The 25452-nt window shown below is 72.9% G+C and carries 19 protein-coding genes; 11 read left to right on the top strand and 8 right to left on the bottom strand.

Annotated elements, in window-relative coordinates; translation table 11 throughout:
- Window positions 1–9: 9 nt before the first annotated feature.
- The 3 genes from WJM95_RS12700 to WJM95_RS12690 all read right to left on the bottom strand — a co-directional run bounded on the left by WJM95_RS12700 (window position 10) and on the right by WJM95_RS12690 (window position 4212).
- Window positions 10–1782: an LCP family protein gene (locus WJM95_RS12700; RefSeq protein WP_339129726.1), complete on the bottom strand. Its 1773-nt coding sequence runs from the start codon at window positions 1780–1782 to the stop codon at window positions 10–12.
- Window positions 1783–2028: 246 nt separating this feature from the next.
- Window positions 2029–3318 (bottom strand): LCP family protein, encoded by a 1290-nt coding sequence (locus WJM95_RS12695; RefSeq protein ID WP_339129725.1) that lies wholly within the window; start codon window positions 3316–3318, stop codon window positions 2029–2031.
- 138 nt (window positions 3319–3456) lie between these two features.
- Window positions 3457–4212 (bottom strand): TIGR03089 family protein, encoded by a 756-nt coding sequence (locus WJM95_RS12690; RefSeq protein ID WP_339129724.1) that lies wholly within the window; start codon window positions 4210–4212, stop codon window positions 3457–3459.
- A gap of 128 nt (window positions 4213–4340) precedes the next feature.
- Here WJM95_RS12690 and WJM95_RS12685 point away from each other — a divergent pair, with 128 nt between their 5' ends.
- On the top strand, window positions 4341–5786 hold the full coding sequence (locus WJM95_RS12685; RefSeq protein ID WP_339129722.1) for a peptidoglycan recognition protein: 1446 nt from the start codon (window positions 4341–4343) through the stop codon (window positions 5784–5786).
- Window positions 5787–5982: 196 nt separating this feature from the next.
- On the top strand, window positions 5983–7065 hold the full coding sequence (locus WJM95_RS12680) for an NDP-sugar synthase (protein ID WP_339129721.1): 1083 nt from the start codon (window positions 5983–5985) through the stop codon (window positions 7063–7065).
- Between the two features lie 218 nt (window positions 7066–7283).
- On the opposite strand, the gene WJM95_RS12675 is transcribed toward WJM95_RS12680, so the two are convergent.
- The 4 genes from WJM95_RS12675 to WJM95_RS12660 all read right to left on the bottom strand — a co-directional run bounded on the left by WJM95_RS12675 (window position 7284) and on the right by WJM95_RS12660 (window position 11407).
- Entirely contained in the window at window positions 7284–8309 is a 1026-nt protein-coding gene (locus tag WJM95_RS12675; RefSeq protein ID WP_339129719.1) for a DNA-3-methyladenine glycosylase 2 family protein, read from the bottom strand.
- A gap of 112 nt (window positions 8310–8421) precedes the next feature.
- Entirely contained in the window at window positions 8422–9801 is a 1380-nt protein-coding gene (locus tag WJM95_RS12670) for a coenzyme F420-0:L-glutamate ligase (RefSeq protein WP_339129717.1), read from the bottom strand.
- Window positions 9798–10781: a 2-phospho-L-lactate transferase gene (gene cofD / locus WJM95_RS12665; protein ID WP_339129716.1), complete on the bottom strand. Its 984-nt coding sequence runs from the start codon at window positions 10779–10781 to the stop codon at window positions 9798–9800. Before cofD ends, WJM95_RS12670 begins: the two co-directional genes overlap by 4 nt.
- Before the next feature lie 137 nt (window positions 10782–10918).
- Window positions 10919–11407: a cysteine dioxygenase family protein gene (locus WJM95_RS12660; RefSeq protein WP_339129715.1), complete on the bottom strand. Its 489-nt coding sequence runs from the start codon at window positions 11405–11407 to the stop codon at window positions 10919–10921.
- 729 nt (window positions 11408–12136) lie between these two features.
- On the opposite strand from WJM95_RS12660, the gene WJM95_RS12655 reads away from it, so the two are divergent.
- The 3 genes from WJM95_RS12655 to WJM95_RS12645 all read left to right on the top strand — a co-directional run bounded on the left by WJM95_RS12655 (window position 12137) and on the right by WJM95_RS12645 (window position 17889).
- Entirely contained in the window at window positions 12137–12400 is a 264-nt protein-coding gene (locus WJM95_RS12655) for a WhiB family transcriptional regulator (protein ID WP_003975777.1), read from the top strand.
- A gap of 231 nt (window positions 12401–12631) precedes the next feature.
- Window positions 12632–16372, top strand: coding sequence for a glycosyltransferase (locus WJM95_RS12650; protein ID WP_339129714.1), 3741 nt, complete (start codon window positions 12632–12634; stop codon window positions 16370–16372).
- A complete protein-coding gene (locus tag WJM95_RS12645) occupies window positions 16369–17889 on the top strand; it encodes a DUF5719 family protein (RefSeq protein WP_339129713.1) in 1521 nt (506 codons plus the stop codon). The genes WJM95_RS12650 and WJM95_RS12645 overlap by 4 nt, the downstream gene beginning before the upstream one ends.
- 44 nt (window positions 17890–17933) lie before the next feature.
- On the opposite strand, the gene WJM95_RS12640 is transcribed toward WJM95_RS12645, so the two are convergent.
- Window positions 17934–18383 carry a metallopeptidase family protein gene (locus WJM95_RS12640; protein ID WP_339135515.1) on the bottom strand — a complete coding sequence of 150 codons (450 nt, stop codon included), beginning with the start codon at window positions 18381–18383 and terminating at the stop codon, window positions 17934–17936.
- 259 nt (window positions 18384–18642) lie between these two features.
- On the opposite strand from WJM95_RS12640, the gene WJM95_RS12635 reads away from it, so the two are divergent.
- The 6 genes from WJM95_RS12635 to WJM95_RS12610 all read left to right on the top strand — a co-directional run bounded on the left by WJM95_RS12635 (window position 18643) and on the right by WJM95_RS12610 (window position 25325).
- Window positions 18643–19119 carry a DUF3499 domain-containing protein gene (locus WJM95_RS12635; protein ID WP_339129712.1) on the top strand — a complete coding sequence of 159 codons (477 nt, stop codon included), beginning with the start codon at window positions 18643–18645 and terminating at the stop codon, window positions 19117–19119.
- Between the two features lie 392 nt (window positions 19120–19511).
- Window positions 19512–20873 carry a phosphomannomutase/phosphoglucomutase gene (locus WJM95_RS12630; RefSeq protein WP_339129710.1) on the top strand — a complete coding sequence of 454 codons (1362 nt, stop codon included), beginning with the start codon at window positions 19512–19514 and terminating at the stop codon, window positions 20871–20873.
- Window positions 20874–21324: 451 nt separating this feature from the next.
- The gene (locus WJM95_RS12625; RefSeq protein WP_242765862.1) at window positions 21325–21495 is read left to right on the top strand and encodes a Trm112 family protein; all 171 of its coding nucleotides are present in this window, start codon (window positions 21325–21327) and stop codon (window positions 21493–21495) included.
- A 306-nt stretch (window positions 21496–21801) separates the two neighbouring features.
- Window positions 21802–22929 carry an SIS domain-containing protein gene (locus WJM95_RS12620; protein WP_339129709.1) on the top strand — a complete coding sequence of 376 codons (1128 nt, stop codon included), beginning with the start codon at window positions 21802–21804 and terminating at the stop codon, window positions 22927–22929.
- A 117-nt stretch (window positions 22930–23046) separates the two neighbouring features.
- The gene (gene manA / locus WJM95_RS12615) at window positions 23047–24198 is read left to right on the top strand and encodes a mannose-6-phosphate isomerase, class I (RefSeq protein ID WP_339129708.1); all 1152 of its coding nucleotides are present in this window, start codon (window positions 23047–23049) and stop codon (window positions 24196–24198) included.
- A gap of 146 nt (window positions 24199–24344) precedes the next feature.
- A complete protein-coding gene (locus tag WJM95_RS12610) occupies window positions 24345–25325 on the top strand; it encodes a cation diffusion facilitator family transporter (protein WP_339129706.1) in 981 nt (326 codons plus the stop codon).
- Window positions 25326–25452: the final 127 nt, after the last annotated feature.

Genomic DNA, 25452 nt, shown 5'->3' with positions numbered 1-25452 from the left:
CCCGCTAGGTCACTTCGCGCACACTGTTTTGTCCGCAGTGGACTTCTCCACGTCCGGCGCCTTCGTCGGAGCGGTCAAGGGCACTCCGGCGCCCTTGAAGTCCTTGCCCAGGGTCAGCACGATCGCCGGCAGCCCCTGTGAGTTCTTCTCGCTCTTGCCGGGCTTCAGCGCCGAACCGGACAGCCCCATGAGATCCGCCAGCTTGCGTGCCTGGTCGGCCTGGTCGGGGGAGTACTCCAGGGTCGTCCTGCTCAGCGGTGCGTCGGCGTTGCCCAGCTGGCTGGACTTGAGCACGCCCTCATCATTCTGTAGCCAGTTGAGAGTTTCCTGTGCGGAGCCCGCCTCGGCGCCGCCGTTGTAGATGTCGACGCGGATGTCGGACGCGGCGGAACGGGAGCCCTTGAGGCGGGCGGTCTCCGCGGCCTTCTCCTTCTTCGCCTTCTGCTTCACGGCGGTGAAGGAGACGTCGTTCTTGATCGCGTCGAACACCGGCTTGGCCGTCGTCGGGTTGACCACGACGGTGGCGTGCACCTTCTCGGCCGGATTGTCTATCACCGGAACCGTGGTGAAGGTGATGTTCTTCGGCGGCACCTTCTTCAGCTCCAGGGCCATGTCCTTGAGCGTGCTGACGCTGCCGATGCCGGTGTCCACGGTGAGCGCCTTGGTGGCGGCCTCGGCCAGCTTGATCAGCTTGGTCGGGCTGGTGAGGGTGTCGCTCGAACTCATCTTGCGCACCAGGGAGCCGATGAACTGCTGCTGCACCTTGATGCGGTCGAGGTCGCCCGCGTTGCCGAAGCTGTGCCGGGTGCGGACGAAGGCGAGGGCCTGCTCACCCTCGACCACGTGCTTGCCCGCGGAGAGCTTGAGATGCGAGTTGGCGTCGTCGACGTTCTTCGCGAGACAGACCTCGACACCGCCGACCGCGGTGGCCAGCGTCTTGACGGCGTTGAAGTCGGCCATCATGAAGTGGTCGACCGTGATGCCGGTGACCGCCTTGACGGTGTCCATCGTGCAGCCCGGATTGCGGTCGTCCTGGCCGAGGCTGGTGTTGAAGCGGACGTTGTCCGTGCCCTTGATGATCTCCTCGGTGCCGTCCGGCTGCTTCGTCCTGCACTCCGGGATGTTGACGATGAGGTCGCGCGGGATGCTCAGCGCGGTCGCGTTCGTCCGGTCCTTGGAGACGTGCAGCAGGATGTTCGTGTCGGCGTGCCCGAGGCTGTTCTTGTCGCCGTACCCCGTGTTGCCCGCACCGGTGCGCTTGTCGGTTCCGATGATGAGCAGGTTGAAGGCCTCGTCCTTGCTGAAGCCGCTCTTGCCCGAACTGCCGACGTCCGTCGTGGTGACGTTGCCCTCGAGGTGCTTGAGATAGGCGTACGCGGCGCCGGACACGGCGACCAGGACCAGCGCCATGGTGCCGCCGGTCCACAGCAGTATCTTCTTCGCCTTCGACTTCTTGGGCGGCTTGCCGCCGCGCCCGCGCCGCCGTCCCGGAAGGGGCTCCGGCGGCTCGGAGCGCCGCCGGCGCGGCCCCGGTACGTCGGGGCCGGACGGCTCGCGCTCCCGCCTCGGCGCGTCACGTTCCCGCCCCGGTGCCGCGCGGTCCCTGCCCGGGGCGCTCCGGGTGCGCGTCGCCGCGGAGGGTGCGCCCCTCCGCGGTCGCGGCACGCCCGATTGCGCTCCGGAAGGGGGCAGTCGCAGTTCGTATTCACCAGTGTTCGGGTTGAGTACCCACTGGTCTGCGGGGTCGATGTCGTCCGCCCGCCCACGGCCTTGCGCGTCCACGGTTGTCTGAATCCTCCGTCGGGGCCACGCGGCGCCCTTTCCCCCTCAAAAGGCGCTCGGGTCTCGGTCAAACAGTGCGCGGCCCCCAGGACTGACCTCGTGGCCGGGTGCACCGGATCGCTCACACTATCCGCCCAGTTCAGCGCGGAGCGACGGCCGTGACAAATTCGACGTCCCTACAACCGGGCAATCCGCCCTATTTTCAGAGACTTCTTAGCTCGCCTGTTCCCCGCCTTGGCGCGCGCTTTACCCGCAGGCGTCCTGTGCCGCCGTGTTGCCTCGGAAAGTCGGAGCCGGATCCGGTGTGCCGGAGAGGAGGGCAACTCCTATTGCCGTCGGCATTCCGTCACTGTCCGACTCCCCTTCGTAGTCGTGCGAGGAGTTCCCGGACAAAGTGTTCCCGTACAGGCTTACGGAATGCGGGGACCGGCCCTGGGCCGCCCTCGGCCGTTTCGCGACCGCGACCGGCTCGTCCGCGCGCAGCCGTGCGAACAGCCGGGCCGCGTCGGGCTCCACGAGCTGGTCGCGGTTGGGGTCGAGGACGTACGACGTCCGGGGCACGGTCAGGAACCGGATGTCCTTCGTGGGGATGTCCCGCATGCCGCGGACCAGGTCGTACAGACCGCGCAGGCTCGCGAGCCCCGGGTCGGTGGTCAGCGACGAGGTGGCCGCGTCCAGCACCGGATACAGCTTCGCCGGGTTGAGCAGGACGTCGTCGCTGCGCACCTTGCTGATGAGCGCGCCGAGGAACTTCTGCTGGCGGTCCATGCGGTCGGTGTCGCTGCCGTTGCCGATGCTCTTGCGGGCCCGCACGTAGCCGAGCGCCTGCTCGCCGTCGAGCACGACCTTGCCCGCGGGCAGCCTCAGCTTCGCCGCCTTGTCGTCGATCGGCTTCCGCAGGCACACCTCGACGCCGTCCACGGCGTCGACCATGTCCTTGAACCCGTGGAAGTCCACCACCATGTGATGGTCGACGCGGATGTCGGTCAGCCTCTCCACGGTCCGGATCGTGCAGGCCGAACCGCCCACCTCGAACGCGTAGTTGAACATGGCGAGCATGGGGCGGGTGCGGGTCCCGTCGGGGCGCCGGCAGCCCGGTACGTCCACCATCAGGTCGCGGGGCAGCGACATGGCGGTCGCGCTGCGCCGGTTCGCCGAGAGGTGCAGCAGGATCGTCGTGTCGGACCGTTCCGTCCCCGAGTCCCGGCCGTACTTCCGGTTCCCGGCGCCCGAACGCGAGTCGGACCCGATCAGCAGGATGTTCTGCGCGTCGCGCACCAGCGCGGTGGGCCGTTCCTTCTCGTACCGGGCGAGCTCGGCCGCGGCGTCGTTGTCCGCGGTGATGTTCCCGTTCAGCTTCTCGTACGCGACCCAGCCGGCCGCCACGGCGCCCAGGACCAGCACGGCCACCCCGGTCGCCGTCCGGCGCACCCAGCGCCGTCGCCTGCGCCGGACCCCGGCCCCGGTGGGCGACGCGCCCCGTCCCCGCTCCTCCGCGCCTTCGGAGTCGGTCACCTCGGGACCACCACCCCTCATGGCGTACGAGCGTGTCGGGCTGCTCCTACGACCATGTCCCGGCGCGACGGCCGAGGGGGGCCGGTGATGGGCCGAACGGGGGACGCGCCCGGCGCCCCTCCGGGACCGGCCGGCCGGGGGCCGCCGCCGGGGGCCGCCCTAGCGGGCCGTGGCGGTCACCCGCTCGCTCTCGATCCGCCGGGCGAGCGCGTCCTCGTCCAGGAGGCCGAGGTTGCGGCACAGCACCACGGACCCGCCGGTGGCGAGGGGCGCGTACAGACCCGCGGCCACGCCCTCCCAGGTGTCGTACGGGAGCGCCGACAGGATGCGTGAACCGGGGCCCGTCAGATCCAGCCCCGGGGCGTCGGCGCGGGCCTGCTCCACGACCTCCGCGCCCGTGTACGCGGCCCCCGCGACGACCAGCGCCCGCTCCTCCGGGTCGACCGGCGCGTACGGCGCGAAACGGTCGCCCTGGCTCGGCACCTCGACGGCGTAGTCGGCGTACCCGGCCGGAGGCGTCGGGAAGCGGCGGCCGAGCGGGGCGAGCGAGAGGGCGATCCGCTCACCGGAACAGGCGAGCCCGGCCTCGAACCGGCCGGGGCCCGCGACGACATGGTCGGCGGCCGCCGGGTCCCCGCCGAGATCCGCGACGACGCCGACCGAGGAGCAGGCGAGCAGCCACACCGCCGTCTGCCAGTGCGCGGGCAGCAGCAGCGCGACCCGCTCGCCGGGCTCGGCGGACAGCTCGCCCTGGAGCAGATTGGCGGTCTTGGCCACCCAATTGGCGAAGGTGGCCACGGACAATTCGACCCGTTCGCCCGTCTCGTCGTCGTAGAAGGTCACCAAAGGACGCGCGGGGTCCTCGGAGAGCGCGGATCGCAGCAGGTCGGCAGGGGTGCGGTCGGTGGCTTTCACGCGCGCAAGCGTACGCGGGGCCGCCGCGCGGCACGGGCCGAGCGCGCCACCGGTTCGGCGCAGCGCGTCCGACGGTCCGTCAATTCCGCAATGGACAGATATCTATGATTATGTCCAGGATCAGGAGCATGCGTGGATTCCTTGGTTCCTCGGTCGGCGTCACCTGCGCGGCCGCTCTCGCCCTTCCGCTCACCCTGCCCGCCACCGCGGCCCAGGCAGGGCCGTCGACGGTGACGTCGGAGGCAGCCGCCCCCGGCAGCACCCAGTCCCTGCCCCTGGTCCCCCTCACCCGCAAACGCTCCCTCGGCCCGAGCGCGCAGACGCAGGGCCTCGCCCGCCGCGACGTACGGCCGTTCTCCCTGGTCGGTGTGATCTGGGACGACCCGGCCAGCGAGCTGAACGGCCGGGTCCAGGTCCGCACCAGGACGGCCGGCACCGGCGACTGGTCGGACTGGCAGGACGTCGAGACCCACAACGACGAGCACGCCCCCGACCCGGACACCGCCGAGAGCACCTCGCGCCGGGTGCACGGCTCCACCGCCCCGCTGTGGGTGGGGAACTCGGACGGCGTCGAGGTCCGCGTCGAGGCCGAGAAGGCGGCGCGGGACGCCGCACAGGGCCCGGAGGAGGACGGCGCGGACGGACCGCGGGACAGGAGCCTGGCCTCCCCGGCGGCCGCGCCCCTCCCCGGCGGCCTGCGCCTCGAACTCGTCGATCCCGGCGGAGATCCCCCGGCCCCCGGCACCCGGACGGCCGGACGGGCCGCGGGCGCGCCCTCGGGCCTGCGCGCCAGGGGCGTGCACGCGGGCGCGCGGGGAGCGGGAGTGTCGGCCGGCGACGGCGCGGCGGGCAGCGAGGGCGCGGCCGGCGGCGAGGGTGCCCGGGCCACCGTGATCCCCGCGCTCTCCCGGCAGGAGACCGAGCGCACGTACTTCCCCGACGGCAGGACCGACCGGCGCGCGACGCCGTACATCGGCCCGCGCCCGACGATCATCACGCGGCGCGGCTGGGGCGCGAACGAGAACCTCCGCGAGCGCGGCTTCCTCTACACGAAGACCGTCAAGGCGGCCTTCGTGCACCACACGGCGTCGGGGAACAAGTACACCTGCTCCCAGGCGCCTTCGGTCATCCGCAGTATCTACCGCTACCACGTGGTGAGCAGCGGCTGGCGCGACATCGGCTACAACTTCCTCGTCGACAAGTGCGGGAACATCTACGAGGGCCGGGCCGGAGGCGTCGCCAAGGCGGTCATGGGCGCCCACACCCGCGGGTTCAACACGAACAGCATGGGGATCGCCGTGATCGGCAGTTTCGGCAGCACCAAGCCGACCGACGCGGCGCTCAAGGCCATCTCCCGGCTCACGGCGTGGAAACTCGGTCTCTACGGTGCCGATCCGCGTGGCAAGACATACCTGAAGTCGGCCGGTGGCAATCTCTACCGAAAAGGAAAGAACGTACGACTGAACGTGATCTCCGGCCATCGGGACGGATTCGCCACGGAGTGCCCCGGACGGCTTCTCTACGGCAAGCTCGGCACGGCCAGAACGACGGCGGCCCGCTACCAGGGCCGCTAGACCGCCCCGCGGTCACCCGGAACGGCCCGGCCGGCGACGGACCGGCGGGGCCGCGCCGGCCGGGATCACCCGACGTCACGGCAGAGGCCCGTCGAAGGACTACCGCACGGCCATCGAAGGCGCCATCGAACGGTCTGCATAAACTGGCCGGCCGAAAGACAGTTCGGCCGGTCCCGGCAGGAAGCAGAGACGACAGGTGACAGAAGCGATCCTCCTGGTCGGCGGCAGAGGCACCCGGCTGCGCCCGCTCACGGTGCACACCCCCAAGCCGATGGTCCCGGCGGCCGGGGTCCCCTTCCTCACGCACCAGCTGGCGCGGGCGCGCGCCGCGGGCGTCGACCACATCGTGCTGGCGACCTCCTACCTCGCCGAGGTCTTCGAGCCGTACTTCGGCGACGGCTCCTCGCTGGGCCTGCACATCGAGTACGTCACCGAGGAGGAGCCGCTGGGCACGGGCGGCGCCATCCGCAACGTGGCCTCCCGGCTGCGCTCGGGCCCCGACGACCCGGTCCTGATCTTCAACGGCGACATCCTCACCGGCCTGGACATCCGGGCTCTGGTGACGACCCACGAGACGACGGGCGCGGACGTCTCCCTGCATCTGACCCGGGTGGAGGACCCGCGCGCGTTCGGCCTGGTCCCCACCGACGCCACGGGGCGCGTCACGGCCTTCCTGGAGAAGCCGCAGAGCCCCGAGGAGATCGTCACCGACCAGATCAACGCGGGGGCGTACGTCTTCCGCCGCTCCGTCATCGACACGATCCCCGCGGGCCGCCCCGTCTCGGTGGAGCGGGAGACCTTCCCGGAGCTCCTGGCCACCGGCGCCCACCTCCAGGGCATGGTGGACTCCACCTACTGGCTGGATCTGGGCACCCCCCAGGCCTTCGTCCGCGGCTCCGCCGACCTGGTGCTCGGGCGCGCCCCGTCCCCGGCCGTTCCCGGCCGCTGCGGCGACCGGCTGGTCCTGCCCACGGCCACGGTGGCCCCCGACGCCAAGCTCACCGGTGGCACGGTGGTCGGTGAGGGCGCCCGGATCGGCGAGGGCGCCCGGATCTCCGGCAGCACGATCCTCGCCGGAGCCGTCGTCGAGTCCGGCGCGGTCGTCACCGACTCCTTCGTCGGAGCCGGCGCCCGCATCGGCGAACGCACCCACCTGACCGGCACCGTCATCGGAGACGGCGCGGTCGTCGGCCCCGACAACGAACTCCGCGAGGGAGTCCGGGTCTGGTGCGAAGCCCGGATCCCGGCGGCGACCCTCCGCTTCTCCTCGGACCAGTAACCCGACGAAACCCCGCCGGAGGGGCAAGGATCCAGCCCCTCCGGTCCGCACTCTCAGCCCCTCCGGCGTTTGAGGAGCGGGGTCCGGGGCGGAGCCCCCGGGACGGGCAGGGGCGGAGGGGGCGAAATCCGGCTTGCGACGAGGCACGCCGACGCTCGGCGCAAGGCGGGCGAGGACAGGACAGGACAGGGCCGGGCCGGTGGAGGCGGGACGCCAGGTCAGAGCAGCCCGATGTCCGTGCGCGGCATCTTCGGCGTACGCCGGGGAGGAGTACGCCCGGACAGCAGGATCAGCCGAGCGGCCCGATGCCGCTGCCCGGCATACGGCTCAAGCAGCTCCAGCATCACGGCGTCGTCGGCGTCCCGGTCCCCGGCCAGCGCGTACCCCACGATCCCCGGCAGATGCAGATCCCCGACGGTCACCGCATCCGCCGAACCATGACTGCGCTGCACGACCTCGGCCGACGTCCACGGCCCGACCCCCGGCACCAGCTCCAGCCGCCGCCGGGCCCCCTCGGCATCGAACCCGACGCCCTCCTCCAGCCGCGCAGCGACCCGCACGGCCCGCAGAATCGTGCCGGCCCGCTTGTCGTCGACCCCGGCCCGGTGCCACTCCCAGGACGGGATCAGGGCCCACGTCCGCGGCGCCGGCATGACGTACATCCGCTCGGGGGCGGGCCCCGGCGCCGGCTCCCCGAACCTCCGGACCAGCAGCCGCCAGGCCCGGTACGCCTCGTCGGTGGTGACCTTCTGCTCCAGGACGGACGGGATCAGCGACTCCATCACGAGCCCGGTCCGCACCAGCCTCAGACCGGGCCGCCGGTGCCGGGCGAGCGCGACCAGCCGGTGCCGCGGCTCGAAGGCGGCGGGGTCGTCGGCGGCGCCGAGCAGGTCCGGGAGCCCGTCGAGGAGCCATTCGGCCCCCGGCCCCCAGGCCTCGCCCCGGGCCACACCGCCGCGCAGGGCGACCCGCAGGGTTCCGGGCCCGGCGGGCGTACGGCTGGTCCGCCACACCGACCCGTCGGGGGTCGTACGGAAGGTCGGATCGCCCGGTCCGCGCCGCAGCGGTCCGAGCACGAGCCCGAGATCGAGTGGCCCGTCCGGCGTCCACGTCCGCACGCGTCCGGGCCCCGCCGTCTGGTGGGGCACCGCGCCCGCCGGCCGCCCGCCGGCCGCGCCGGGCACCACGACATGACCGCCGCGCACGCTCGTACGCGTCGGCCGGGGAGCGAAACGTCCGGACAAGGATGAGGTCCTAGGAAGACACAGGGGCTGTCCTACGAGAGTAGGCGCTCCCCCGCACCCCCGAGCCGGAACACCCCGAAAGCGCCCCCGCCCGACGGGCGACCCGGGCCGGTCAGCGAACGGCGACGAAGGCGGCCGCGTCCCGCTCCGGCCGGTCCCTCGGCGCCTCCGCCGCGTGTCCGACGGCCACGGCTCCCATCGGGTCCCAGTCGTCCGGAAGCTCCAGGACCTCGCGCACGACGTCACGGCAGAACATCGTCGACGACACCCACGCGGAGCCCAGCCGCTCCCCGGCCAGCGCGACCAGGAAGTTCTGCACGCCCGCTCCGGTGGCGACCACGAACATCTCGCGCTCGGCGCCGTCCCGCCGTGCGTCGCCGTACGTGTGCGAGCCGTCCATGACCAGACACGGCACCACGAGGTACGGCGCGTTGCGCAGCACGTCACCGCGGCGGACCCGCTTGGCGATGGACTCCTCGCTCTTCCCGTCGGCCCGCAGATCCGCGATCCAGGCGTCCCGCATGGCGTCCAGCAGCCGTGTCCGCGACGCCTCCGACTCCAGGAGCACGAACCGCCAGGGCGTGGTGTGGTGCGGCGCCGGTGCGGTCACCGCCGCGGCGACCGCACGGCGTACGGCACCGGGGTCGACGGGCTCGTCCGTGAAGGCCCGTACCGTACGCCGTTGGGTCACGGCCTCCCGCACGGCCTCCGAGGTGCCCAGCCGGAACATGTCGTCCCGCGCCCCGCGCACCATCGCCCGTGCCCCCGTGCCGTCCTCGGCGCCCACCAGGTGGGCCAGCCCGCGCACGACCGCGACGGGCAGCCCGGAGGACTTGCCCTTGACCAGGTCACCGGCGGCGGCGAGTTCGTCGGCGGTGGCCACGACCGTCGCGCTGAGCGGATTGCCGTGCGCGTCGGTGCCGCCGCGCAGGTCGTCCAGGACCTCGACGCCCGCGGCGCCGATCGCGACGTCGGTGAGCCCGGTGCGCCAGGGCCGTCCGAAGGTGTCCGTGATCACGACGCCGACGTCGACACCGAGCGCGTCCCGCAGTCCGGCGCGGATCGCCCGCGCGGAGCCGTCGGGGTCCTCGGGCAGCAACAGCACCGTCCCGGCGGGGGTGTTGGAGGCATCGACGCCGGCCGCGGCCATCACGAGACCCTGCCGGTTCTCGACGATCCGCAGCGCGCCGCGCCGCGCCACGACCCGGACGGTCTCGGCGTCGATGGCGGCCTCCCGGTCGGTGGCCTCGACGATCCGGCCCTCGGCCTTCGACACGATCTTGGAGGTGACGAGCAGCACGTCGCCGTCCACCAGTCCGGGCTCCGCCGCGGCGACGAGCTTCGCCAGATCGTCCCCCGGACGCACCTCGGGAAGCCCGTCCAGCGCCCAGACACGGTAGCCCGTGCCGACGGGCCGCTCGGGCCGTTCCGCTCCCGCGTGCCCTTCCGCGTTCCGGGCGTCTCCGGCCGCCGCCGCGTCCATCGTGCTCATGACGTCCGTACCTCCTCCGCCAGTGCCAGCGCTTCCCGCGCCATCTCCGCCGTCGCGTCGAGGTCGGACATCATCAGCGGTACGGCCCGGCAGCGGATGCCGGCGCTCCGGACGCGTTCCACGGAGGGGGCGTCCACGGTGTCGACGAGCCAGCCGTCCAGCAGACCCGAGCCGTAGTGCTCGGCGACCGCGGCGGCGGTGGACTCGACGCCGACCGCGGCCAGGACCTTGTCGGCCATGCCGCGCACCGGGGCGTCACCGACGATGGGGGAGAGGCCGACGACCGGCACCCCCGCCTCGGCGATGGCCTCGCGGATGCCGGGCACGGCGAGGATGGTGCCGACGGACACCACGGGGTTGGACGGCGGGAAGAGGATGACGTCCGCCTCCGCGATGGCCTCCAGCACCCCGGGAGCGGGCTTCGCCTGCTCGGCGCCCACCGGCACGATCGCCTCGGCCGGCACGGAGGCACGCAGCCGGACCCAGTACTCCTGGAAGTGGATCACCTTGCGCTCGCCCGCGGCCCCGGACGGGTCGCCCTCGGGCAGGGTGACGGCGACATGGGTCTCGACCCGGTCGTCGGACATGGGGATGAGACGCACGCCCGGCTTCCACCGGTCGCACAGGGCCTCGGTGACGGCGCTGAGCGGATAGCCCGCGCCCAACATCTGCGTCCGCACGATGTGCGTCGCGAAGTCGCGGTCGCCGAGCCCGAACCACTCGGGTCCGAGGCCGTACGCCGCGAGCTCCTCCTTGAGATGGAAGGTCTCGTCGGCCCGCCCCCAGCCCTGCTCCTCGTTGATGCCGCCGCCGAGCGTGTACATCACCGTGTCGAGGTCCGGGCAGACCTTCAGCCCGAAGAGATGGATGTCGTCGCCGGTGTTGCCGATGACCGTGATGTCCGCGTCCGGCACGGCCCGCTGGAGACCACGCAGGAACCGTGCACCACCGATACCGCCTGCCAGAACCACAATGCGCATGGGGCTCAGTCTCGCAGGCGGCTACGACATCGTGTCAGCCGGTTACGACGGGCCGCCCCGGCCGACGGCTCGAACACGTCACCCGTCACACGGTCCCGGCGACCGCGCACCGCCCCGCGCACCGCCCCGAGAACCCCTCACACCGTCTCGGCGACCGCGCACCGCGCCGCGTGCATCGGCATCTCGGTGAGACCCGGGTAATAGACGTGCAGGCTGACGGCCGGTTCGAGCGAGTCGTTGACGACCTCGTGGACATAGCCGGGCGCGAACACCCGCTGCGCGCCGGAGCCCAGGGCGCGTGTGCCCCGCTCGGTGCGCTCGGTCAGCGCGCCGTCCAGCACGGTCAGCACGCCGGAGGAGCCGCCGTGGTCGTGCAGCCCGCTGCCCTGTCCCGGCACCCAGGACAGGAGCCACACCTCGTAGCCGGGTCCCGTGTGCAGCCGGTGGTACCAACGCGAGGCGGCGTCGTAGCGGACGAGGTGTTCCCACCGGGAGCGGTCGGCGGCGATGGAGCGCGCGAGACCGGCGAACTCGGCCACGGTGGCCGGGTGTTCGCGCGGCGGCTGGAGCAGGTGCGGGACTTCGAGGATGTCGCCGGCGATCTGGAGGTCGCTGTCGCTGTTCATGGGTGCGGTGGTTCCTCGGCGGGAGAGTGCTGGGGTGTCGCTGGCCGTTTCCGCCCGGGTCGCGAGCGGGGGTTCCGCCCTGGTCGGGAGCGGAGAGGAGCCCGGGTGAGGGCAGTGGCCCCGGTGAGGGGCGGGGATTCGCCTCAGTGGCGGCGAGGCAGCCGGAGCGCGGTAGGGCTCAACAGCTGGGACAGCAACAACAGCTACAGCGCGCGCGGGCAGCACCGAGGGACCCGGCGGTGCGGGTCGAGGTGGGAGCCAAGTGCGCGAACATGCCCACAAGGACACCGGTTCACACCTCCACTGTCAACTGCATGTCCGGTATGTGGGAGATGTTTCACCTCATCCGGTTCATCTGACAGGCGAAAGGTTTGTTCAGTGGGCTCCCCGGACACATGGCGCACAACCGGGTGAACAAACCTCGCCGCGATCCCGTGATCTAAATGTGATCCGATTCGCTTCGGGGTCTGCGTCGGAACGAGATCGAACGCCTGGACGTCCTCCTCTGTGAGGGATGGGCGTCTGACCTGGACCTCTTGGGCTGTCAGGGTTTATGCCGATTTGAACACTTTCCGCATAGCCTTGGTTCCGCAGAGTGAATAAGGGGCCTAATAGCAGATCTCGGCTTGACTGGCCCGGATCGGCACACTTGTAATTTCACTCGTGTCGTTCAGCCGGAACAGGTGACGGCAGCATCACGGGGACGCGAAAGACAGACGAGGGGCGCACATGACCGAGCTGGTGCAGCAACTGCTGGTCGACGACGCGGACGAGGAACTCGGCTGGCAGGAGCGCGCGCTGTGCGCCCAGACCGACCCCGAGTCGTTCTTTCCCGAGAAGGGCGGCTCCACCCGCGAGGCCAAGAAGGTCTGCCTCGCCTGCGAGGTCCGCTCCGAGTGCCTCGAATACGCGCTCGCCAACGACGAGCGGTTCGGCATCTGGGGCGGTCTGTCCGAGCGGGAACGGCGCCGGCTGAAGAAGGCCGCCGTCTGAGAACGGTCGTACGGAGAAGCGGACCGGGGACACCGGTTCGCACCGGCGGGTGCCACCGACCAAACGGCACACACTCTTACGTAAGGAACGGCCCGTCGCACGTGGGTTATCCACAGGCGGCGGGCCGCCGTCTTTCCCAGCCGTTAGTGTGGGCCCTCGTCCGAGACGTCCCGCTGTCCCCGCCGGACACAGACGTCCACCGCAGTCCATCGAACCGGGGCCCGTACCTCGATGTCCGTGCACAGCCTTTCGGCAGCCAGTAACGACGCCGCTGCCACCCCTGAGTTCCCGCGCCATGTAGTGACCGCGGTGCTCGTCTCCCACGACGGCGCCCGCTGGCTGCCGCAGGCGCTCGCCGGGCTGCTCGGCCAGGACCGCCCCGTGCAGAACGCGGTGGCGGCCGACACCGGCAGCGCGGACGAATCCGCCCAGCTGCTCACCGAGGCGCTCGGCGCCGACCGTGTGCTCCACCTGGCGCGGCGCACCGGTTTCGGCCAGGCCGTCGAGGAGGTGACCCGCACCGCCCCCGAGCTGACCCCGGACGACCTTCCCTATCTGAAGCGTCCGAGCGGCTGGGACCCCGTCACCCGCAGCTGGCGCGACGACACCTACGACATGCCGGACCTTCCGCACGGCGAGCCCGAGCAGTGGCTGTGGCTGCTGCACGACGACAGCGCCCCGGAGCCGGACGCGCTGGCCCACATGCTGCGCGTCGTGGAGAGCGAGCAGGAGGCCGGCCAGGACGTCGCCGTCGTCGGCCCCAAGCTCCGCGGCTGGTACGACCGCAGAGCCCTCCTCGAGGTCGGCGTCACCATCGCCAACTCGGGCCGTCGCTGGACCGGTCTCGACCGGCGCGAGCAGGACCAGGGACAGCACGACCACGTCCACCCCGTGCTGTCCGTGTCCACCGCCGGCATGCTCATCCGCCGCGACGTCTTCGAGGAGCTCGGCGGATTCGACCGCCGGCTGCCCCTCATGCGCGACGACGTCGACCTGTGCTGGCGCGCCCAGGCCGCGGGCCACCGGGTCCTCGTCGCCCCGGAAGCCGTCGTACGGCACGCCGAGGCGGCCTCCCGCGAGCGCCGGGCCGTCGACTGCGTGGGCCGCACCGCCGCGTCCCCGCACCGGGTCGACAAGGCGGGCGCCGTCTACACCCTGCTCGTCAACGCCCGTACCGCGCAGGTCCCCTGGATCATGATCCGCCTGGTCCTCGGCACCCTGATGCGCACGGTCGCCTACCTCGTGGGCAAGGTCCCCGGACAGGCCGTCGACGAGATCCGCGGCCTCCTGAGCGTCCTGCTGCGACCCGAGCGGATCATCGCCGGACGGCGCAGGCGCGGCCGCCCGCAGGTCGACAAGGGCGAACTGCGGCCCCTGTTCCCGCCCCCCGGCGCCACCGTGCGCGCCACCTTCGAGCAGGTCGCGGGCAACCTGACGAGCGGATCCGACGCCGAGGCCACCACGGGCGCCGGACGGCACGGAGGTGCCGTCGAGTCCGGACCCGGCGGCGACGACGGGGACTTCCTGGAGATCGAGCAGTTCGCCCGGATCAAGCGCATCGCGCGCAACCCCGGCCCGATGCTCTTCCTGGTGCTCCTGTTCGTCTCGCTCCTCGCCTGCCGCCAACTGCTCGGCGGCGGTGCCCTCGCGGGCGGCGCGCTGCTGCCCGCCCCCTCCGACGCCTCCGAACTGTGGGCGCGTTACCTCGACGCCTGGCATCCGGTCGGCGCGGGCTCCACCCAGTCCGCCCCGCCCTACCTCGCGCTCGTCGCCCTCCTCGCCTCCACGCTCCTCGGCTCCACCGGCCTCGCGGTCACCGTGCTCCTCGTGGGATCCGTGCCGCTGGCCGGCTTCGCCGCGTACTTCGCCTCGCGCCCCCTCGTCGAGTCCCGGCTGCTCCGCGCCTGGGCGTCCGTCGCGTACGCCTTCCTGCCCGCCGCCACCGGAGCCCTCGCCGGCGGCCGCATCGGCACCGCCGTCCTCGCGATCCTGCTGCCGCTCATCGCGCGCGCGGGCATCGCGGCCAGCGGTCTCACGAACGGCTCCCGCGCGCGCGGCAGCTGGCGCGCGACCTGGGCGTACGCCCTGCTGCTGACCTTCACCACGGCCTTCACCCCGATCGTGTGGCCCATCGCGCTCGTCCTCGGCCTCGCGCTCCTGGTCGTGCGCCGCAGGGAGATCCCCGCCTACGGACTGCGCTTCCTGGCCCAGCTCGGCACCCCGCTGCTGGTCCTCGCCCCCTGGTCGCTGACCCTGCTGCCGTTCGGCTTCTTCAAGCAGGCGGGCCTCGACTACGGCACCGGCGCGGCCTCCGCGCTCGACCTGCTCAGCGCCAGCCCCGGCGGGCCCGGCACCGTCAGCGGACTGATGCTCTTCGGCATCGTGCTCGCCGCGCTGGCCGCCCTGCTGCGCTCCGAGCGCCAGGCCGGGATCCGCACGGCCTGGGTCATCGCCATCGTGGCACTCGTCTTCGCGGCCCTGTCCAACCGCTCCACCTGGGCGGGACCCGCGACCCTGGTGTACGGCCTCGCGCTGCTCGCCGCCGCCGCCGTCGGCTCCGACGGGGCACGCGCGCGCGTGGCCGAGCAGAGCTTCGGCTGGCGTCAGCCGGTGGCCGCGCTCATCGCCTTCGCCTGTGCCGCGGGCCCGCTGCTCGTCGCCGCCGGCTGGATCATCCGCGGCGCCGACGGACCCGTGGAGCGCCGCGACCCGGTGCAGGTGCCCGCGTTCGTCGCGGAGGAGAGCGGCACCCGCGACCAGGCCCGCACCCTCGTCCTGGACAGCCGCTCGCCCGCCGAGGTCGGCTACGTCCTCGTCCGCGGCTCCGGCGCCCGCCTCGGGGACGCCGAACTCGCCTCCTCCAGCGGCGAGAACACGAAGCTCGACAAGGTCGTCGCCAACCTCGTGGCGGGATCCGGCGCCGACCAGGCCGACGAGCTCGGCGGCTTCGCCGTGCGCTACGTCCTGGTCCGCAAGGGTGCGCCGCGCGAGGTGAGCCGCGTCCTGGACGCGACCACGGGCCTGTCCCGGCTGAGCCAGCAGGACGGCAGCGCCCTGTGGCGCGTCGACCAGCAGGTCTCACGCGCCGCGATCGTCCCCGCGTCCGGCGCCCCGGAGTCCATCGCCGCCGGCCCGGTCGAGGTGCACACCACGATCCCCACCGGACAGGACGGCCGCGTCCTGCGCCTTGCCGACAGCGCCGACCCCGGCTGGACGGCGACGCTGGACGGCAAGCCGCTCACCGGCACCACGGTCGACGGCTGGGCCCAGGGCTTCCGGCTGCCCGCCGAGGGCGGGAAGCTGGACATCACGTTCGACGCGCCGCTGACCCACACGGCCTGGCTGTGGGCGCAGGGTGCCCTCGCCCTGGTCCTCGTGGTGCTCGCCCTGCCCGGGCGGCGCCGGGACATCGACGACGACCTCCCCGAGGAACAGCAGCCGGTGACCGCCGAGGACCTGACGGGCGACGGCCGCCGTGCCCGCCGTCTGCGCGCCCAGGCCGAGGCCGAGGCGGAGTCCGGGCAGCCGGACGAGGACCAGGAGTTCGACGACGGGTTCCGGGCGGACGCCGACGAGGACGAGGACCGGGAGGCCCCGGCCGTCTCCGTCCCGCACCAGCAGTCGTACGGCGACTGGGACGACGCGAGCTACGCGAACGCCGAGTACGACGGCTACGGCGGCGATCGGTACGAGGGCCAGCAGGCGCAGCAGGGTCAGCAGGGGTACCCGGCGGGCACCTACGAGCAGCAGTACGGCTCCGATCCCTACCAGGGCGGCCAGTACGACCCGTACGCCTACGGCGGCACGGCGGCGTACGACCAGAACTACGGCCAGGGCTACGACGCGAACGGCGTGCCCTTCGACCCCCGGGGCCAGGGCTACGACACGGGCGAGCAGGGCTACGACCCGGCGTACGACCCCACCCGGCCGCACGGCACCGACCATGAGCGCCCCGACGGGAGCCATCAGTGAACCGCACCACCCTGTCCCTGATCGCCGCGGTGACCGCGCTCGGCGCCGTCACCGGGTTCGCGACCCTCAAGCCGTCCGGCACGTCGGGCACCACCGGCGTGGCCGCCACGGCCGCGCGGCTGCCCGTGGAGCGCACCAGCCTGCTGTGCCCGCAGCCGAGCACCTCCGACATCGCGGACACCTCGTACACCTCCTACACACCCGTCGTGGAGGGCGCGAGCGGCAGCGGCAAGGCCCAACTCCAGGCCGCCGCCGAGGAGTCGGTCGACGGGACCGGCTCGTCCGGCGGCAAGAGCGGCAAGAAGGGCGGAGCCAAGACCGCCAAGCCCGTCGTCCAGCCCAAGGAGCCCGGCAAGCCGGCGACCGGCGACCTCTCGGGCTCCGACGCGCCCGCGCTCGTCGGCCTCGCGTCCGGCAAGTTCGCACCCGGCTGGACGGTCCAGCAGAGCACCGAGGTCGTCGCGGGCGTCGGACGCGGCCTGCTCGGCACCAACTGCACCGCCCCGGACACCGAGTTCTGGTTCCCGGGCGCCAGCACCGCGGCGCAGCGCACCGATTACGTGCACCTGACGAACCCGGACGACGCGGCGGCGGTCGTCGACATCGATCTGTACGGCAAGGACGGCACCCTCAAGTCCACGGTGGCCGACGGGATCACGGTCCAGGCGCACGCCAGCGAGCCGATCCTGCTGAACACCCTCGCCGGCGATCCGCAGAACGACCTGACCGTGCACGTGAAGGTCCGCAGCGGCCGGGTCGGCGCCGCCGTGCAGGCACTGGACGCCAAGACGGGCGGCGACTGGCTGGGCGCCTCCACCGATCCGGCGGACAGCCTCGTCATGCCGGGCATCCCCAAGGACGCCACCTCCGTGCGCCTGGTCGTCTTCGCGCCCGGTGACACGGACGCCGACCTGAAGGTCCGGCTCGCCTCGCCCTCGGGGACGATCACTCCGGCGGGCAACGAGACGCTGCACGTGAAGGCCGGCATGACCACCGCCGTCGACCTCGGGGACGTCACCCGCGGCGAGGCGGGCTCCCTGGTGCTCACCCCCACCGGCTCCTCCGTGCCGGTCGTCGCCGCCCTGCGGGTGGTGCGCGGCAAGGGCGCGAACCAGGAGAGCGCGTTCATCCCGGCCACCGCTCCGGTCGGCGCGCGCGCGACCGTCGCCGACAACACCGCCAAGGGGTCCACGCTCGCCGTGACCGCCCCGACCGGGGGTGCCACGGTCAAGGTCACCGCGTCCGCGGGCAGCGGGGGCGGCACGGCCGTCTCGAAGACGTTCACCATCAAGGGCGGAACCACCCAGAACGTCGAGGCGCCCGTCCCGAGCGGCCTCAAGGGCACGTACGCCCTCACCGTCGAGCAGGTCTCCGGGGGCCCGGTCTACGCCTCCCGGATGCTCTCGGCGACCCAGGAGGGTGTCCCCGGCTTCACCATCCAGAACCTCCCGGACGACCGCGGGACGGTCTCGGTGCCGGACGCCCAGCAGGATCTGTCGGTGCTGCTCAAGCAGTGACGCGGGACTGACATGTGCGGGAACGGTCCCGTCCGGGGCCGTTCTCAGTCCTCGCCGTAGCGCGGGTCGACCGTCTCCGGCGTCAGGCCCAGCAGCTCGGCGACCTGTTCGACGACGACCTCGTGCACCAGGGCGGCGCGCTCGTCGCGCCCCTTGGTGCGGATCTCGATCGGACGGCGGTAGACGACCACGCGCGCGGGACGCCCCTCGCGCGCCGCGATCGTGCCGCCCAGCGGCACGGCCTCGTCGCTCCAGCCCTCGCCCGAGCGTTCCAGGCGCGGGACTTCGAGGACCATGAAGTCGATGTCGGCGAGCTGCGGCCAGCGTCGTTCCAGCCGCTCCACGGAGTCCTGCACGAGGTCCGCGAAGACCTCGGAACGGCTCGCCGCGAGCGGAACCTGGGGCGGCGCCACGGGGCCGCGCATGCCCCTGCCGTGGCGGTCACGGCGACGAGGACCGGCTGCTGCGGCGCGGGGCGGTACGGGGTTGTCCATCACTGACGAAGAGTAGTCCCCGCCCGGCCCGGCCGCCCGGCCCCACGCGCGGGCCGCTCCCGCACGGGATCACCGGGGCCAGGGCCCCGTCCGTCTTCCGGGCGACGCGTGATGGCCGTTCCCGGCAGGAATCAGCTCGATTCCGTATCTCTCCAAGACCATCTCTGACATGGCAATTGACATGATTCGCACCAAGTGGTGACCGGATTCAGGTGTGTTCGGTATCCCGGCACCCGATGTCGCCCCAGGTCAGGGTGTGATGCTCCGCAACCGGTGTGGGGCGTCTCACAGGACGACACGGTGGGGTGACCTGGGGGAGAGTCGTCGCGGCCCGCTCAAGAGTGCGGTACCGTCCAACGTCGTGAGCCTTGTACGTCGCTGTTCGCGCACCGCTTGCGGCCGTCCCGCCGTCGCGACGCTGACGTACGTCTACGCCGACTCGACCGCGGTTCTCGGCCCGCTCGCCACCTACGCCGAACCCCACTGCTACGACCTGTGCGCCGAGCACTCCGAGCGCCTGACCGCGCCGCGCGGCTGGGAGGTCGTCCGCCTCGCCGACTCCTCCGGCCCCGCGCGCCCCAGCGGCGACGATCTGGAGGCCCTGGCGAACGCGGTGCGCGAGGCGGCCCGTCCGCAGAAGCGCGCGGCGGAGGCCGGCGGCAGCGCCCGCTCGGCGGACCCGATGGAGGTCGCGCGCCGCGGCCACCTGCGGATCCTGCGCTCACCCGACAACTGAGCGCCGCCTCAGCGCCCCACGCGGCCCCGAGCGGCCCACGCTCTCCCCGCCGCAGGGCCCGCGTCGACCGCCGTACCCCGTGCTCTCCCGCCCGCCGACTCGCCTTCACCGCCGTCCAGTTCACGGCGTACATCCCGGTTTGCGCACAACTCGCCGAGGTGAACGCCTCCTTGGCCGTTCCGCCCGCCCCGATCACCGCGCCGCGCGGGCGCGGTGGGGAACCCGGCGGGCGGGACGCGTGCCGCGAACTCGCGCGCGACCAGGCCCCGTCCGGCGGACCGCTCCCGGACGCCGCTCTGAGCAGGTAAGCGCCCCGCCCGGGCCGGGCACCGCCGGCCGCCGGGCGGACGGGTAGTTTGGGGTGACCGAAGTGGACTTCTGGAGGGTTGGCCGTGACTGCTGATCTGTCGCAGCTCGTGAAGGCGTACGACGTACGCGGGGTGGTCCCCGACCAGTGGGACGAGCCGCTCGCCGAGCTGTTCGGCGCCGCCTTCGTCCAGGTGACCGGAGCGGACGCCATCGTGATCGGGCACGACATGCGGCCCTCGTCGCCCGGTCTGTCCCGTGCCTTCGCGCGCGGAGCCGCCGCCCGCGGGGTGGACGTGACCGAGATCGGCCTGTGCTCCACGGACCAGCTCTACTACGCCTCGGGCGCGCTCGGCCTGCCCGGCGCCATGTTCACCGCCTCGCACAACCCGGCCCAGTACAACGGCATCAAGATGTGCCGGGCCGGCGCGGCCCCCGTCGGCCAGGACACCGGCCTCTCCGACATCCGCCGGCTCGCCGAGACCTGGCTCGACTCCGGTGCCCCGGCCTCGGACGCCACGCCCGGAACGATCACCGGGCGGGACACGCTGGAGGACTACGCGGCCTACCTCCGCTCGCTCGTCGACCTGACCTCGATCCGCCCCCTGAAGGTCGTCGTCGACGCGGGCAACGGCATGGGCGGGCACACGGTGCCGACCGTGTTCTCCGGTCTGCCGCTCGAACTCGTCCCGATGTACTTCGAGCTGGACGGCACCTTCCCGAACCACGAGGCCAACCCGCTCGATCCGGCGAACATCGTGGACCTCCAGAAGCGTGTCCGCGAGGAGGGCGCCGACCTCGGTCTCGCCTTCGACGGCGACGCCGACCGCTGTTTCGTCGTCGACGAGCGGGGCGAGCCGGTCTCCCCGTCCGCGATCACCGCGCTGGTCGCCGCACGCGAACTGGCCAAGAACGGCGGCGGCACGGTCATCCACAACCTCATCACCTCCTGGTCGGTCCCGGAGGTCGTCCGCGAGCACGGCGGCACACCGGTCCGCACCCGCGTCGGCCACTCCTTCATCAAGGCCGAGATGGCCACCTCGGGCGCGATCTTCGGCGGCGAGCACTCCGCGCACTACTACTTCCGCGACTTCTGGAACGCCGACACCGGCATGCTGGCCGCCCTCCACGTCCTCGCGGCCCTCGGCGGCCAGGACGGTCCGCTGTCCGGACTCGTCGCGGAGTACGACCGCTACGCCGGCTCCGGTGAGATCAACTCCGAGGTCGACGACCAAGCGGCCCGCCTCGCCGCCGTCAGGGCCGCCTACGAGGGCCGCGAGGGAGCCGTCATCGACGAACTCGACGGCCTGACGGTCACCCTCCAGGACGCCTGGTTCAACGTCCGCCCCTCCAACACCGAGCCCCTCCTCCGCCTCAACGCCGAGGCCCGCGACGAGGCGACGATGACAAGGCTCCGCGACGAGGTCCTGGCCATCATCAGGGCCTGACCCCGGCCGCGGATTCCGCACCCCACCAGGCCCACGGTCCACCGCCCCGACCCCGACGACGTGGAGGCACGCGTCCCACCGGGACACTTCCGGCCCTCGGGCCTGCTCCGTCCACCGGGGAGGTGCGTGTCCCACCGGGGCACTTCTGGCCGTCGGGCGTGCTCCGTCCACCGGGGAGGCGCGTGTCCCACCGGGACCCTCCCGCTCCCTGGGCCTGACCGGGCCACCGGGACGGGGGTGTGACCGGCTGACCCGGCCATCGGGACGGGAGCGTCCCCGGAACGGCCGAGGTCCGGGGCCGGCCCCGGACGCCGGGGCGGGTGTCGGGGCCGGGCACCCGAGGCCGGTTCACCCGATGCGCGCGCCCACGAACCGTGGGCGCGCCCCGGCACCGGGCTTCCCGCAGCGGTACCCTGACCAGGCCGCATCCACCGTTTCGGAAGGACACCCCATGCCGCTCGAAGCCGGCCTCCTGGAGATCCTCGCCTGCCCGGCCTGCCATGCCCCGCTCAAGGAGCAGGACACCGAACTGATCTGCACGGGAGCGGACTGCGGCCTCGCCTACCCGGTCCGCGACGGCATCCCCGTACTCCTGGTCGACGAGGCCCGGCGCCCCGCGTAACCGACGCACCCCCCTCGCGCGCGGCGGCACCGCGACCGCCGTACGCGAGAGGCCGTCGCCGCCCGAGGGCCGGCCACGGCGCGGCAGGCACGAAGACGAGCCACGACACCCGACGACGAGCGCGGGCACCGAGCCGCCCGCGCGGACGACGGCGACGCGGCCGTCCCGATCGGCGGCCGGCGCACACCGGCCGGCATCCGGTCCGACCCAGCGCCGCTCGGCACCTCGCGCCGGCGACCCCGTGCAAGTGACCCCGGTGGCTCACGCGCAAGCGCCCGCCCCCGGCGATCGGAGGCTACCGACCCCATGCTCGACGAATCGCTCCTCGACGATCCCGACGCGCTCACCCGGGCCGACCGGCGGGCCCTGCTCCGCGGCGCCGCCGAGGCGGGCGCCCGGGTGCGCACCGCGGTCCGGCACGCCGCCGAGGCCGGCATCTCCGAGCTGAAGCCGGACGGCCGCCCCCGCTCCGTCCTGATCGCGGGCCCCGGCATGGCCGCCACCGGCGTCGCCGAACTGCTCGGCACCCTCGCCGGAGCGAGCTGCCCCCTCACCCGGATCACCCCCACGGGCGTCGCCCCCGCCGGAGGCGCCCTGCGCTGGGACCTGCCCGGCTGGGCCGGCCCCGTCGACCTCCTGCTGATCGCCACCCCCGACGGCAGCGAACCCGGCCTCGAACTGCTCATCGAGCAGGCCTACCGGCGCGGCAGCACCGTCGCCGCCGTCGCCCCCGCCGGCTCCCCGCTGGCCGAGTGGGTGGAAGGCAGCCACGGCCTGTTCGTACCGATGGCGACCGCCCCGTACGAGCAGGAGGAGCCCCTGGCCGCCTCCGCCCCCGGCGTGCTCTGGGCGCTGCTCACCCCGCTGCTCGCCCTCCTCGACCGCACCGGCCTGGTCACGGCGCCGCCGCAGGCGCTCCAGAAGGTCGCCGACCGCCTCGACCGCGTCGCCGAGCGCTGCGGCCCCGCCATCGAGGCCTACAGCAACCCCGCCAAGACGCTCGCCGTCGAACTGGCCGAGGCCCTCCCGGTGATCTGGACGGAGGGCACCTCGGCCGGCCCGGCCGGCCGCCGCTTCACCGCCGCGCTCGCCGAACTCGCCGGCCGCCCCGCCCTCACCGCCGAACTCCCCGAGGCGCTCGCCTCGCACAGCGTGCTGCTCGCGGGCGCGCTGGCCGCCGGAGCGGACCCCGACGACTTCTTCCGGGACCGCGTCGAGGAGGCACAGGCACTGCACGCGCGCGTGGTGCTCCTCCGTGACCGCCCCATCGGCGGGATCAGCGCGGCCCCCGCCGCCCGCGAACTCGCCCTCAGCCACGACACCGCGATCAGCGAGCTCGAACCCGAGGAGGGCGGCGAACTGGAAACCCTCGCCGAGCTGATCGCCATCACGGATTTCGCCGCCGTTTACCTGGCGCTCGCATCGGGGGCCTGATCCTGGGCGGGAAGCCGCGCACGACCGCCGGGTCCCGCGGCCGGCACCCCCGACACACGCCTCCGGTCGGCGCCCGCACCCCGCGGGCCGGCCGGCGCACGTATGGAGAAGACACCGATGGACCGCCTCGACAACACCGTCCGCCCCTACGCCTGGGGCTCGACCACCGCCATCCCCCGGCTGCTCGGCACCGAGCCGACCGGCGAGCCGCAGGCGGAGATGTGGATGGGCGCCCACCCGGGCGCGCCCTCGCGCACGGAGCGGGGTCCGCTGAACGAGGTCGTCGCCGAGGACCCGGAGCGTGAACTCGGCCGCGCCGCCGTCGCCAGGTTCGGCCCCCGCCTGCCCTTCCTCCTCAAGCTCCTTGCCGCGGGCGCCCCGCTCTCCCTCCAGGTGCACCCCGACCTCGAACAGGCGCGGGAGGGCTACGAGGACGAGGAGCGCCGGGGCGTCCCGATCGACGCCCCGCACCGCAACTACAAGGACGCCAACCACAAGCCCGAACTGATCTGCGCCCTCACCGAGTTCGACGGCCTGTGCGGCTTCCGCGCCCCCGAGGAGGCCGCCCGGCTCCTCGAAGCCCTGGAGGTCGACTCCCTGAAGCCGTACGTCGACCTGCTGCGCGCCCACCCCGAGGAGGCGGCGCTGCGCGAGGTCCTCACGGCCGTGCTGAGCGCCGACCCCGAGGACATGGCCCGTACGGTCGCCGAGACCACCGCCGCCTGCGAACGCCTCGGCGGCGCCTACACCCCGTACGCCGGTCTCGCCCACCACTACCCCGGCGACCCCGGAGTCGTCGCCGCGATGCTCCTCAACCACGTCCGGCTCCAGCCGGGCGAGGCCCTCTTCCTCGGCGCCGGCATCCCGCACGCGTACCTGGACGGCCTCGGCGTCGAGATCATGGCCAACAGCGACAACGTCCTGCGCTGCGGTCTGACCCCCAAGCACGTCGACGTCCCCGAACTCCTTCGCGTGGTCCGGTTCGAGGCGGCCGACCCCGGCGTCCTGCGCCCCGAGGCGTCCCCCGACGGCGAAGAGGTCTACGCGACCCCCATCGACGAGTTCCGCCTCTCCCGGTACGTCGTCGCCGAGGGCGCCGATCCCCGCGACCTCACCCGCGAGACCCCGCAGATCCTGCTCTGCACCTCGGGCTCCGTACGCGCCGGCGGCATCGACCTGACCCCCGGCACCTCGGTGTTCGTACCGGCCGGCGAAAAGGCCGAAGTGTCCGGATCCGGCACGATCTTCCGTGCGACAGTGGTCGCCTGACGGGACGACGGAGGCGACCTGAGGCGCGGCGCCGACGGTCCGGGCTGCAAGAATGACCCACCGCAAAAGGCGGGCAAAGCCCGGGCCGGGCGGGGTACGAGGGTACGAACGGGTCCGGACGGCGTACGAAGGGACAGCAGGAGCAGATGAGCGCTTCAGGCGGCACCAAAGCGATCGTGGCGGCACTCGGCGCCAACCTCGCGATCGCGGTATCGAAGTTCGTGGCGTTCGCGTTCAGCGGCTCCTCCTCGATGCTCGCCGAGGGCGTCCACTCGCTCGCCGACTCCGGCAACCAGGCGCTGCTGCTGATCGGCGGCAAGAAGGCCCAGCGCCAGGCGACCCCGCAGCACCCCTTCGGCTACGGCCGCGAGCGCTACATCTACGCCTTCCTCGTCTCGATCGTCCTGTTCTCGGTCGGCGGCATGTTCGCCGTCTACGAGGGCTTCGAGAAAATCAAGCACCCGCACGCGATCGAGCACTGGTACTGGCCGGTCGGCGTCCTGGTCTTCGCGATCATCGCCGAGGGCTTCTCCTTCCGTACGGCCATCAAGGAGTCCAACGAGCTGCGCGGCTCGCACTCCTGGTCCCAGTTCATCCGCCGCGCCAAGGCCCCCGAACTGCCGGTCGTCCTCCTGGAGGACTTCGGCGCGCTCATCGGTCTGGTCCTCGCGCTCGGCGGGGTCGGGCTCTCCCTGCTCACCGGCGACGGCGTCTGGGACGGCATCGGCACGGTCTGCATCGGTGTCCTGCTCATCCTGATCGCGCTGGTGCTCGCCGCCGAGACCAAGTCGCTCCTGCTCGGCGAGTCGGCGGGCCCGGAGGAGACCGCGAAGATCGAGGCGGCGATGGTCGACGGCGACACCGTCACCGGCATCATCCACATGCGCACGCTCCACCTCGGCCCCGAGGAACTGCTGATCGCCGCGAAGATCGCCGTCCAGCACGACGACTCGGCCACCGAGGTGGCCCGGGCGATCGACGCCGCCGAGGCCCGCATCCGCGCCGCCGTCCCGATCGCCCGGGTGATCTACCTGGAGCCGGACATCTACAGCGAGGCCGCGGCCGCCAAGGGCCCGGACCCCGCCGCGACGCCCGGGGGACCGACGCCGACGCCGGCCGACCACTGACCCCACCGGCTGTCGCACCACCGTCCCCACCACCGTTCCCACCCGCCGGGGCCCGTCCGAGAACACGGACGGGCCCCGGCGGCGTTCCTCTGTCCGACACCCCGCTCCGCCGCCCGGCAGCAGGGCC

Origin of the sequence: Streptomyces sp. f51 (assembly GCF_037940415.1) — a bacterium.
In the GTDB taxonomy this organism is placed as follows: Bacteria; Actinomycetota; Actinomycetes; order Streptomycetales; family Streptomycetaceae; genus Streptomyces.
The sequence above is the reverse complement of the archived record's forward strand: the minus strand, read 5'-3'. Positions and strand labels throughout refer to the sequence as shown.

Coding starts and splice junctions, on each gene's coding strand:
- WJM95_RS12685 (WP_339129722.1), top strand. CDS start 4,341: ATGCGTGGATTCCTTGGTTCCTCGGTCGGCGTCACCTGCGCGGCCGCT.
- WJM95_RS12610 (WP_339129706.1), top strand. CDS start 24,345: ATGAGCGCTTCAGGCGGCACCAAAGCGATCGTGGCGGCACTCGGCGCC.
- WJM95_RS12670 (WP_339129717.1), bottom strand. CDS start 9,801: ATGAGCACGATGGACGCGGCGGCGGCCGGAGACGCCCGGAACGCGGAA.
- WJM95_RS12655 (WP_003975777.1), top strand. CDS start 12,137: ATGACCGAGCTGGTGCAGCAACTGCTGGTCGACGACGCGGACGAGGAA.
- WJM95_RS12695 (WP_339129725.1), bottom strand. CDS start 3,318: ATGAGGGGTGGTGGTCCCGAGGTGACCGACTCCGAAGGCGCGGAGGAG.
- cofD (WP_339129716.1), bottom strand. CDS start 10,781: ATGCGCATTGTGGTTCTGGCAGGCGGTATCGGTGGTGCACGGTTCCTG.
- WJM95_RS12625 (WP_242765862.1), top strand. CDS start 21,325: ATGCCGCTCGAAGCCGGCCTCCTGGAGATCCTCGCCTGCCCGGCCTGC.
- WJM95_RS12620 (WP_339129709.1), top strand. CDS start 21,802: ATGCTCGACGAATCGCTCCTCGACGATCCCGACGCGCTCACCCGGGCC.
- manA (WP_339129708.1), top strand. CDS start 23,047: ATGGACCGCCTCGACAACACCGTCCGCCCCTACGCCTGGGGCTCGACC.
- WJM95_RS12660 (WP_339129715.1), bottom strand. CDS start 11,407: ATGAACAGCGACAGCGACCTCCAGATCGCCGGCGACATCCTCGAAGTC.
- WJM95_RS12635 (WP_339129712.1), top strand. CDS start 18,643: ATGCTCCGCAACCGGTGTGGGGCGTCTCACAGGACGACACGGTGGGGT.
- WJM95_RS12650 (WP_339129714.1), top strand. CDS start 12,632: ATGTCCGTGCACAGCCTTTCGGCAGCCAGTAACGACGCCGCTGCCACC.
- WJM95_RS12640 (WP_339135515.1), bottom strand. CDS start 18,383: ATGGACAACCCCGTACCGCCCCGCGCCGCAGCAGCCGGTCCTCGTCGC.